This is a genomic window from Ilumatobacter sp., from assembly GCF_049588435.1.
In the GTDB taxonomy this organism is placed as follows: domain Bacteria; phylum Actinomycetota; class Acidimicrobiia; order Acidimicrobiales; family Ilumatobacteraceae; genus Ilumatobacter_A.
On record NZ_JBAVYV010000273.1, the window covers coordinates 1 to 10557 of the forward strand.

General features: G+C 66.6%; 7 protein-coding genes and 1 pseudogene. 4 read left to right on the top strand and 4 right to left on the bottom strand.

The features are described from left to right. Both WBV89_RS10675 and WBV89_RS10680 read right to left on the bottom strand, forming a co-directional pair. Window positions 1-1091: CaiB/BaiF CoA transferase family protein (locus tag WBV89_RS10675; RefSeq protein ID WP_423981331.1), on the bottom strand; the 1091-nt coding region annotated here is incomplete at its 3' end. Between the two features lie 38 nt (window positions 1092-1129). Then, window positions 1130-2995: an ABC transporter ATP-binding protein gene (locus tag WBV89_RS10680; RefSeq protein WP_423981332.1), complete on the bottom strand. Its 1866-nt coding sequence runs from the start codon at window positions 2993-2995 to the stop codon at window positions 1130-1132. Window positions 2996-3097: 102 nt separating this feature from the next. Here WBV89_RS10680 and WBV89_RS10685 point away from each other — a divergent pair, with 102 nt between their 5' ends. Further along, window positions 3098-4723: an alpha/beta hydrolase gene (locus tag WBV89_RS10685; protein WP_423981333.1), complete on the top strand. Its 1626-nt coding sequence runs from the start codon at window positions 3098-3100 to the stop codon at window positions 4721-4723. Window positions 4724-4880: 157 nt separating this feature from the next. Here WBV89_RS10685 and WBV89_RS10690 read toward each other — a convergent pair whose 3' ends face one another. Beyond that, complete coding sequence (locus WBV89_RS10690) at window positions 4881-6488, bottom strand: SulP family inorganic anion transporter (RefSeq protein ID WP_423981334.1); 1608 nt, start codon at window positions 6486-6488, stop codon at window positions 4881-4883. A gap of 327 nt (window positions 6489-6815) precedes the next feature. Continuing rightward, the gene (locus WBV89_RS10695) at window positions 6816-7097 is read right to left on the bottom strand and encodes a site-specific integrase (protein WP_423981335.1); all 282 of its coding nucleotides are present in this window, start codon (window positions 7095-7097) and stop codon (window positions 6816-6818) included. Window positions 7098-7425: 328 nt separating this feature from the next. On the opposite strand from WBV89_RS10695, the pseudogene WBV89_RS10700 reads away from it, so the two are divergent. The 3 genes and pseudogenes from WBV89_RS10700 to WBV89_RS10710 all read left to right on the top strand — a co-directional run bounded on the left by WBV89_RS10700 (window position 7426) and on the right by WBV89_RS10710 (window position 10206). After that, window positions 7426-7619, top strand: a pseudogene (locus tag WBV89_RS10700) (DUF433 domain-containing protein). Between the two features lie 359 nt (window positions 7620-7978). Next, entirely contained in the window at window positions 7979-8455 is a 477-nt protein-coding gene (locus WBV89_RS10705; RefSeq protein ID WP_423981336.1) for an RNA polymerase sigma factor, read from the top strand. Continuing rightward, a complete protein-coding gene (locus WBV89_RS10710; RefSeq protein ID WP_423981337.1) occupies window positions 8452-10206 on the top strand; it encodes a hypothetical protein in 1755 nt (584 codons plus the stop codon). The genes WBV89_RS10705 and WBV89_RS10710 overlap by 4 nt, the downstream gene beginning before the upstream one ends. Window positions 10207-10557 lie beyond the last annotated feature (351 nt).

Below are 10557 nucleotides of genomic sequence, written 5' to 3' on the forward strand. Positions count from 1 at the left end.
CGACCGGCCCAGCGCAGTGCGCCAGGCGTCGCCGACAGCCGCGCGATCAGGCTCTGCATCGGGGTGCCGTCGACGCTCTCGATCGAACCCCGATCGAGGTAGTGCGGGTCGGTGGCGATGTCGGCCATGTCGAGCACCGGCCCGATCGCAGCATGCGCCGCCGTGAACCGTTCGAGCACTTCGGCGCTGCTGCGCTCGGCGCACCATTCGGTCAACGTCGACTCGAGTTCCTCGCGATGCCCTGCACGACCCGCGAACGTGGCGAACCGGGGATCGTCGCCGACACCGATCAGCTCCAGCACCCGAGCCGCGACCGAATCGCTGCTGGTCGACACGGCGACCCAGCGGCCGTCGGCACACCGATACGTCCCGCGCGGGACGGTGTAGGGAAGACCCGATCCGAGGCGCGGCTGCTGCTCGCCGGTCACGGCATGCAGTGAGGCGAGGGGGCCCATCAGGTGGAACATCGTCTCGAGCAGGTTCGCATCGACGACCTGGCCGACCCCGGAGTGCAGTGCGACCATCGTCGCGAAGGCAGCGGCCAACCCGGTGACCTCGTCGGTCAGCGCGATCGGTGGCACCAACGGTGCTCCGTCGGGTTCACCGTTGAGCGCAGCGAACCCGGACATCGCCTCCGCGATCGTCGCGAATCCGGGACGACTCGCGTAGGGGCCGGTCTGGCCGAATCCGGAGATCCTGGTCATCACGAGCGACGGTCGCCTGGCGAGCAACACGTCGGGGCCGAGGCCGAGGCGCTCGAGGGTTCCGGGTCGCGAGTTCTCGACCAGGACGTCGGCATCGTCCACCAGCGTGAGCAGCGTCGCACGGTCGGCGGGATCCTTGATGTCGAGTACGACGGTCCGCTTGTTGCGGTTGACCAGCTTCCACCACAGGCCCACGCCGTCGCGTGGATCGGTCCAGGCCATGTTGCGGAGGCCGTCGCCGTCGGGTCGCTCGACCTTGATCACGTCGGCACCGAAGTCGGCCAGGTACCGCGCGCAGTTCGGACCGGCGAGCACGGTCGACATGTCGATCACCCGGAGACCGTCGAGAGGTCCGGGAGTACTCGGTGGAACAGCGTCGCTCGTCATCGTGGCCATGGTCGCAGACCGGTGGAGCCTGCCGCGCTTCAGCCCGGTGCGACGAGTTCGCCCGCGGCCAACTGCTGGGCGTATCGTCCACCGGCTGCGACCAACTCGTCGTGGCTCCCGAGTTCGACGATCGCTCCGGCCTCGAGGAACGCGATCCGGTCGGCGGAACGGATCGTCGACAGGCGGTGCGCGATCACGAGCGCGGTCCGACCTTCGAGGGCATGCTCCAAGGCCTCTTGGATGTGCGCCTCGTTGTCGTTGTCGAGATGGCTGGTCGCCTCGTCGAGGATCACGATCGCCGGGTCCTTCAACAGGAGGCGGGCGATCGCAAGGCGCTGCTTCTCGCCGCCCGACAGCCGGTATCCGCGTTCGCCGACGATGGTCGAGTACCCATCGGGCAACGCGGCGATCGTCTCGTGGATGCGCGCCGACCGGGCCGCCGTGATCAGCTGTTCGTCCGACGCGCCGGGGTCGGCGTAGCGCAGGTTGTCCGAGATCGATTCGTGGAACAGGTGCGGATCCTGGGACACGACGCCGATCGAGCGCCGCAGCGAGTCGAGGGTGAGGTCGCGCACGTCGATCCCGTCGATGCGTACCGCCCCGCCCGTCACGTCGTACAGGCGCGGCACGAGCGAGATCGTGGTCGATTTGCCGGCGCCGGACGCGCCGACCAACGCCACCGTCTCGCCCTGGGCGACCGACAACGAGAGGCCGTTCAGCACGTCGACATCGGGATCGGTGTCGCCGCCGAGCCCCGCGTTCTGCTCCATCGAGGCGATCGCGGTGGACGATGCCGGTGGGTACCGGAACACGACGTCATCGAACTCGATCGTGCCGCGGGGTTCGACGAGGTCGACGGCGGCGAGCTTCTCGGTGATCGCTTCGGGGGCGTCGAGGACCTCGAACACCCGCTCGAAGCTCACCATCGACGTCATCAGGTCGACGCGTGCGTTCGTCAGCCCGGTCAGGGGCTGATACACGCGGGTCACGAGCGCGGCGAGTGCGACGAGGGTGCCCGTGCTGATGTTGCCGTTGACGACCATGATCGCGCCGACGCCGTAGATCGCCGCGGTGCCGATCGCTCCGACGAGACCGAGTGCCACGAAGAAGACCCGGCCGTACATCGCGGCGCTGATCCCGGTGTCGCGGACACCTGCGGCGCGGCCCTCGAAGGCCTGACGTTCGCGACGGCCCGACCCGAACAGCTTGACGAGCATCGCACCCGACACGTTGAACCGTTCGGTCATCTGAGTGTTCATCGCCGCGTTGTAGCCCATCTGCTCACGCGCGATGCTCTGCAGGCGCTTGCCGACACGCCGGGCGGGGACGATGAAGAGCGGCAACACGATCAGCGTCAGCAGGGTCAGTCGCCACTCGAGGGCGAACATCGCCGCGAGCGTGGTGACGAGGACCACGACGTTGCTCACGATGCTCCCGAGGGTGCTGGTGACGGCTGTCTGTGCGCCGATCACATCGGTGTTGAGGCGCGACGTGATCGATCCCGTCGGTGTGCGGGTGAAGAACGCGATCGGGAGGCGCTGCACCTTGGCGAACAGCGCGCTGCGGAGGTCGTAGATCAGGCCCTCCCCGACGCGTGCCGAGCACCATCGTTGGAGAATTGCGAGCCCGGCATCGGCGAGCGCCGCGAACACCGCGATCGTCGCCAGCACGTAGATGGCGCCCCGGTCGCTGTCCGGAATCGCGTTGTCGATGATGGCCCGGACCACGAACGGCGGAACGAGCGCGAGCAACGCCGCAACCAGGATCGCGACCAGGAAGATGATGATCGTGGTGCGATAGGGACGCGCGAACGACCAGACCCGTTTGGCCGTGCCCTCGGCGAGGTGTCGGTCCTTCACGGAATCCGAGTCGCCGGGCATCATGTGATGTGGACCCATCCGCATGGTTCCCACGCTAGGTCGGGTCGGCGATCCCCGCGCCGATCGGCATCGTGGATCGGTCATGGGCGACGGGTCGGCAGGATGGTCACCTCGTACGCTGTCGTCGTGCATCTGACCCGCTCTGCCGTCGTCGCGACAGCTCTCATCCTCGCGGCATGTTCGGGGTCGAGCGGAAATTCCGGCCCGGCTCCGGTGACGCGCCAGACCGTTCCCCCGGTCGCAACCGACAGCCCGACCGATGTGTTCACCCCGACCGGGGCGGGCGACGAGAATGCAGGCGCCGTCGAAACCTCCGATACGACGGCGGTGACCGACGTCACCGCCACCGAGCCGTCGACGACGACCGCTCCGGCAGCCGACTACTCAATCGTCTTCGAGGACCTCGGCGGAGGTGTCGAAGGGGGCTGGTTGACGGTGCCGGTCGACTACGACGACCCCCGCGGGGACTCGCTCAAGCTCTGGGTCACCCGCCGTCCTTCGACGTCCGATGACCGGGTCGGAGTGTTGTTCACCAACGCCGGCGGCCCCGGCGTGGCGTCCAGTTCGGTGCCGCTCAACGCGGGCGCATACTTCCGAGATCCGCTGCTCGAGTACTTCGACATCGTCTCGTGGGACCCACGCGGGACGGGTGTCAGCGGAGGTTCGGTCGACTGCATCGCCGATGACGAGTACGACCGGTACTTCGGTTCGAGCGACATCACGCCGGACGACGAGGCCGAACGTGAGGAACTCGTCGAATTGTCGAGTGATTTCGCGGACGGGTGCGTCGACAGCGTCGGCGACACGATCACCCACATCGGCACCAACAACTCAGCGCGCGACATGGACGCGATCCGCCAGGCGCTCGGCGAGACCCAGGCGAGCTATCTCGGCTTCAGCTATGGCAGCGAACTCGGCGCGGTCTGGGCGTCGTTGTTCCCCGACACCGTCCGCGCTGCGGTGCTCGACGGTGCGGCGCACCCGGACTCGAATGGGACCGAGCCGGCGAAGCAGCAACAGCTGGGTTTCGAGAGTGCGTTCAACACGTTCCTCGCCGAGTGCAGTGCCACGCCGTCGTGCGCGTTCCACAACGACGGCGATGCCGAAGGCGCATACGACCGACTCATGCAGGACCTCGACGAGAACCCGATTCCCGGAGCCGACGGTCGACCACTGGTCAACCAGGAGATCGCCGCGGGTGGCGTGATCCAGGCGATGTACAGCGACCGCCGGTGGCCCGCCCTCGAACGTTCGCTCGCCGATGCCGCGGCCGGAGACGGCGCAGGGCTGCTCGCGCTGTACGACAGCTACAATCGGCGCGATCCGCTGGACGGGTCGTACGGCAACCTGCTCGAGTCGTTCCTCGCGATCACCTGCGCCGACGAACCCGAGCGCCTGACGGTGGAGGAGGCCGACGCTCGCGCCGAGGAGCTGATCGGCGTGGCCCCCCGGGTGTTCCCGTCGACGACCGGGACCTACACGTGCGACTTCTTCCCACCGTCCGCCGACCCACGCGCCGAGATCACCGGCGTGCGCGCCGGCCCGATCGTGGTGATCGGGACGACCGGTGATCCCAGTACCCCGCTCGCGAGCAGCGCGGCGATGGCCGATGCCCTCGAGGAGGGGGTCCTCGTCACGGTCGAGGCGAATCGCCATCTCGCATACGGCCAGACGAACAACTGCATCGACGATGTCGTCCATCAGTATCTGATCTGGTTGGAGCCGCCCGCTCCCGACGTCACGTGTACCTAGGTCCGACCTGGGTCCCGCCGTGGAGCGAGCGGCACCAACCGGGCCCGCCATCTGGACGGTCTCGGCGAACGACCGCGCCGATGGTGTCGGCGGGAGCCTTGCCGTCAATGTACAAATGGTCAGTCGTCGCGCGCACGGGCCATCGCCGAGTGGTCGCTCAGGTCGATCGCTTGTAGTGGCGTGCGGCCGACAGTGCTGTCGGATGCAGGCGATGTTCGTCGTCCCAGCGCTGCCAGACGGGGAGTCGCCGAACGGTCTCGAGCGAACGACTCGGCAGTGCCGCCAACCAGATCGTTGCCCCGAGTTCGGCGACCTGGTTGTCCAACTCACCGAGTTGGTCGATGACGGTCGCGGATGTCGTGACCGTCGAGGACGCGTCGATGACGACGACGCGCGGTCGGGAGCCCTCGACCGCGGCCAGGACGTGACGTTTCACCTTGTGCACGTTGGCCGTGTACACCGGTCCTCCGACGCGGAGAATGAGGAGACCGGAAATGCGTTGCGTCGAGTCGCCGGCGACGTGGAGGTCGTCACCGTCGCCCGACAGCTGCAGCTCCTCGACGCCGATCTGGTTGATCTCGTAGAGCACCAGGAACAGCGTGACGACGACGCCGACGAGCACAGCCTCGAGCAGACCGAAGATCAATCCGGCCACCGCCGTGAGAATCGCAATCCAGAACGACAGTCGATCGATCCGCCACAACCGCAGCAGTTCAGCCGGTTTGATCAGTCCGACGACGGCGACGACCACCATGCAGCCGAGAGTTGCTTCGGGGAGGTCACTCAGGACGCCGCCGAGGAACAGAGCGCATGCGATCGCCAACGAGACCGTGACGATCTCGCTCAGTTGGGACTTGGCGCCCGCACCCTGGTTGATCGCTGTCTGGGAGAACCCGCCGGCGGATGGCATTCCCCGGAAGAACCCGCCGATGAGACACGACATGCCGTTCGCGACCAACTCCTGGTCGTTGTCGATGGTGGGCTCGTCGGACCGACGGACCGCCCCGGCCGCTGATGCGGTCTCGAGAAAGCACATGATCGCGATCGCGAACGCCCCGGCCAGGAGGGACCCAGCGCGATCGAGCTCGGGGAGGACCGGAAGCGGAAGCCCGGACGGGATGGCCGTGATCAGCGCGACGCCGTCGTCGTCGATCGACCAGAACTGCACGAGGATGATGCCGAACGCCGCCACGACCAACGGCGCTGGAACCCGCGGCACGACGCGACCGAGGCCCAGGAGGATCGCGAGGGATGCCACCGACAGCCAGACCGTCGGCCAGTTCAGGTCACCGAGGTCGTCCACGAGTCCAGCAACCTCACCGAAGAAGGCGGTGGCAGACGGATCGCCGGTGACGCCGAACAGCTTCGGCAACTGGCCTGCGGCGACGGTCAGCCCGACACCGAACTTGATGCCGATCAGCGTTGCGTCGGAGATGTTGTCGATCAACGAACCGAGCCGCAGCAGTCGGCCTCCGAGCAGGATCACGCCGACCAGGATCGTGAGCGTGGCCAGGTCCCGAGCCGGGTCGGTGCCATCGGCCGCCACGCCCGCTGCCAATAGGGTCGAGCCCGACAGAACGGCCACGGTCGAGGTGGTGCTGACCGAGAGTGTTCGCGAGCCGCCGAGCAGGGCGTACACGAGCATCGGCACCATGCACGTGTAGAGCCCGACCTCGGGGGGAAGGTCGGCGATCGTGGCGTACGCCATCGCCTGGGGAAGCACGACAGCGCCCGCCGCCAGCCCGGCCAGGATGTCGGAGGACAACCATGAACGGTCGTACCGAGGCATCCAGTGCAGCGCCCCGATGTGTCGGGACGGGCCCCGTTTCTCCCGGGCGGAAGCGACCGTCATGACTTCGACGCCTCGGACACCACCGATGTCCGACCTTTCACTCGCCCACGCATATCGCCAGTACAGCAGTTCAACTGCAGCGACACGAAGAGCGAGGTACCGATCTCTCGGTTCGTGAGACCCTCGGCCACGAGTTCGGCGACCACCCGCTCGGCGGGCGAGAGTGGCTCGAGCCGGTCCGGTGCTCGGGGTGTCGTCGGCTCGGGGTCGGTTGCTGGAGCCAACAGAGCCGCGGATCGCTCACAACGCGCACCGGACACGCCGGGGTCCGCGGTCGATGATGCGTTCTTGGGAGCAATATCGGTAGAACCCGCAGACCGTCGACAGCTGTCTGCCGATAGTGGAGTGGGCTGTGCCCTGCGATTCGCACCAGCGTGAGTAGAGCTCGATGTGGGCTCGCTCGACCATGAACGGGTCGAGTCCGGCAGTGTCGAGCCAGCCAATCGATTGGCGCAGATCGAGGCGGTACGCCTCGAGGGTGGTGCCCGAGTAGCCGGCCAGGTATCCGGCCACGGCGTGCATCACTTTCTGGCGAAGCGGGTCGGCGTCGGCAGCATCATGTGGCCAACGATCTCACCGGACGTCGTGGTGGTGGTCATGGGAGTTCTCCTTCGTTGTTGATGGAGAATCCACGTACGTACGCGTCTTCGTACTCGTCAATCGTCGCACCACGGCCAGACACGTTCCCATGCCGGTGGGTCGACGAAGTCCTCGGCAACGTCAGCCCTCGCCGCTCCGCTGCGCTACGGCAACATGTTCCGGCCGTATCGGGGGTGCACGTCGTCCCGACGAACGCGTCGCCGTCCAGTACCGTGGAGACATCACCCGGATCACCGTGAATCCCAACGTGATGGGTGGCGTTCCATGTCTGCGCGGGTTGCGGATCCCCGTTGCCACGGTTGTCAACATGGTCGCTGGGGGGCTCACCGTCGAAGAGATCATCGACGAGCTCCCACCGTTGGAACCTGATGACATCGCCGCGGCGGTGCGTTCGCTGCGGACGCGGCCTCGGACCGTGAGATTCTGCTTCAAGCGACTGCGTGATTTTCCTCATCGAACTTCTCCGCGCTTCGCACCCATCTCGAGAGCTGCGGTAGGTGACGAGCGCAACGTCGTCGGCAAGCTCAGATCCAGTGAGGTCGAACGTTGCGATGCGGGTGGCATCTCTGTCGGCACTCAGTTCGTGAACGATCTCGTCGCCGGAACCCCGACGTCGACCGTCCGTAACACCACCCTGTTCGTCACCCATGCGCGCTCGGCGTGACGCGCATGGCGAACACCTGCGGTGGCATCGGCAGGCTTCGGTCTGCACTCTCGCACCCGTGCTCGGTCGTGAGGACAGTCCCCGACGGCATCTTTCGAATCCTGTCACCCGGACGTTGCTGTGGTGGCAACGTACGGGTGTGAACGAGCTATCACTCGAGAACGCGTACGAGCAGTACGCCGAGGATCTCGTTCGCTACGCGTGCGCCCTCGTGCCGCGTTCTGCGGCGGCTGATGTCGTGGCAGATACCTTCGCTGATCTGTTACGCAAGCCCAACGGGGCCTGGTCGAGCGCTCACCACCCAAAGGCGTTCTTGTTCGGTGCTGTGGCGAATCGGGCGCGTATGCACCATCGACAGAACGCCCGACGCCGCCAACGTGAGCGGCAACTCGCGGTCGCCGGACGCCGAACGGCCGACATCATCGTCGATGGTTTCCCCGACGAGCTATCGGACGCGTTCAAAGAGTTGAGCCTGCAACAGCGCGCAGTCACCTATCTCACCTACTGGCACGATCTGTCGGTCCCACAAGTCGCCGACGCCCTCGGCGTCCGCGATGGCACCGTTCGACGCCAACTCGCGCGAGCCCGCTCACGTCTGCGAGGAGCGTTGTCATGACCGACCCGCACACCGACGAGATCCGCGACCTGCTGGAAAACGCCACATCCAACGCGCCCCGACCGCACCCATGGGCCGACGTCGAGCGGCGCGCCCGACTCCACGACGACGCGCAACTCCCGGCGAGCGCGGACACCAGCGATGTCCGGTCACATTCCAGGCACCGGCTGTTACTGATCGCCGCCGTCATCGTCTTCATCATCGCCGGTGTGGTCGGGCTCGTCGCTCTCGAAGCACGGGACGGGGACCCGCTGCAACCGGTGGACACCGGTGTCGTCGCCGTGCCCGTCACGACCAGTCCACCCACTCCGACGTCTGGCCCACCAGTCGCGCTCATCCCGCCTGAATCGACCGAACAATCGGAGACTGAAACCGCTGATCCAGGGTCGGAACAGCCAACCGGCCTGCAGCGACCGGTCCCGGGGCAGACACAGCGATCCGTCGTGGGAGACATCACGTGGACGCTGATCGAGGGCGATGCGTCGAACGTACCGCAGGGACCCGTCATCGGCGTCGACGGCGGCTACCTCGGCGGGGTCTACGACGGCCGCACATGGCGATCGTCCAACGGGATCGAGTGGGAGTTGGTCGACCTCGGCGGCGACGGGGTCGCCGACGAGTCGGTGTATGGCGAGTTCGAGTTCGGGGGCGAGACGTGGGCACGGACGAACGACGGGCTGGAGCGCTGGGACGGCGAGACGTTCGTACCGGTGATGCTTCCGGAGTCGCCCTTCGTCGATCTGGACGGCCTGCGCACGGTTCGTCGCTTCGTCGGAGCGCCAGTGGTGCTCGGTGAGGAGTTGGTGGTCCCGGTCACCACGGAATTGGAGATGCCCTGGCGCGAGCTGTTCAACGGCTCCGACGTGCGAGCAGTGTGGGTGGGCGACCCCCAGTCGATCCGCATCGTTGACATGACGCGCGATGAAGACGTCGCGGTCCTGTCAGCTACGTTCGTCGACGGTGAACCGGGCCGGTTCGAGTTCCGCGACGCGGAGAACAACGAGCTGGTCACCACGGTCGGAGCCATCTCGGGAGTCGACCCGGCGGCGTTGCTCGCGAGGCTGATCAACGGCGACTACCGCGAGATCCTGATCGGCGACGCAGACGGCTTCGAGGCCGTCGACCCTCCCGGAGGCTGGGGTGCGCCAGGAGGTATGCCAGGAGGCCTGACCGGTGGTGTCGAACCAATCGACGGTGGCGTGCTGGCCATCGCCCGCGTGGGGAACAGGACGCCGTTCGACACCGACGGAGGCGGACTCGATCCCGAGGCCTGGGAACTCTGGACCAGCGTCGATGCGCGATCCTGGACGCAACTCGTCCTCCCAGCCCCGGCTCGATCACTGATCGACAACGTGGAGATGGCCAGCGACGGCTCAACGACCCTTCTCCGGATCGACTTCCGTGTCGACGGACAGTTGCCGAGACAGATCAGGTGGTGGACCAGCGTCGACGGCCGCGGATGGGAAACGATCGACACCGTTGATCTCATGGCCTCCGGCACGGCGGACGGACTCGTCGAGTTCGGGATGAGTTCCGCCGAGTTCGGTTGGCTCTTCGGCGATGTCGAGTCCGACATCGCGCTTTCCGCCGACGGCCGGACATGGCAGGCGCTGCGCTTCGATTTTCCAAGGAGCCTCGGTGGCGGCACATTCGCGGTCGACCGATCGATCTTCGTCGTGCCGACTCTCGAACTCGAGGGGACGGACGGTCCGACCCACTCGATGTGGATCGGCCGCGTCGCAGAAGGCTGAACGACGTCGCTGAAACTGTGCAGCGCTGAGGACCCGCGGCTCATGACCAATACAGCAACAACTGAGCCGGTGACCGGAACCTTCCGTGTTCGCTTCGGCGACAACGGGATCGGCGCCGTCGACAATCTCGCCGACTCCTTCAACCGTCAGTAGTCGCCGAGAGCGTTCGAACGTGGAAGTGCGGTGGTGAGCTCCTCGAGCTCACCAGGTTCACACAGAGATCGCACAGGTCCGATTCGTATGGTGCGCGCATGAACTCGAAATTGCTGAAGGTACTTGCGGCTGCCACCGCCGTCGTTCTCGTTGTCGTCGCCACAGGTGTGTGGTGGTTCTTCCGTGGCGACCCCGTCG